The sequence below is a fragment of the Paraburkholderia sp. SIMBA_054 genome (assembly GCF_046534875.1).
Taxonomy (GTDB): domain Bacteria; phylum Pseudomonadota; class Gammaproteobacteria; order Burkholderiales; family Burkholderiaceae; genus Paraburkholderia; species Paraburkholderia hospita.
In genome coordinates this window covers 1-375 of sequence record NZ_JAWRXV010000332.1, presented here as the reverse complement: position 1 = coordinate 375, position 375 = coordinate 1, and the positions used below count along the sequence as shown (strand labels likewise).

General features: G+C 62.1%; 1 protein-coding gene. It reads right to left on the bottom strand.

Annotated features, from left to right (window positions below; genetic code table 11):
- Positions 1-375 (bottom strand): response regulator (locus SB822_RS55340; RefSeq protein ID WP_410858876.1); only part of this gene is annotated, 375 nt, incomplete at both ends.

The following is a 375-nucleotide window of genomic DNA, read 5'->3' as shown; positions in this document are numbered from 1 at the left end:
GCGTGCAACGACACGGGCTTGCCGAGATGCGCATCGAATCCGGCCCGTATTGCTTCCTCCGCATCGCTCTGCCTTCCATAACCCGTCAGGGCAAAAGCCGGCACCGCCTCCATGCCTGGCAGCTTGCGCAGTTCAGCGATCAGTTCGTAGCCGCTCATGCCGGGCATACCGATATCTGACAGGATCAGGTCGAATTTGCCTTCTTTGGCAGTCGCAAGCGCGTCCGGACCGTTGCGTTCGGGCCGCACCTGCGCACCTTCCAGTTCAAGGAGCGCACGAAAACCCTCAAGCCCTTCCTCAGAGTCGTCGACAAGCAGGATGCGCAGTCCCTTGAGAAGGCTCGTGTCGGCATGCGAGCGCCGGGTTGCCGGCTGC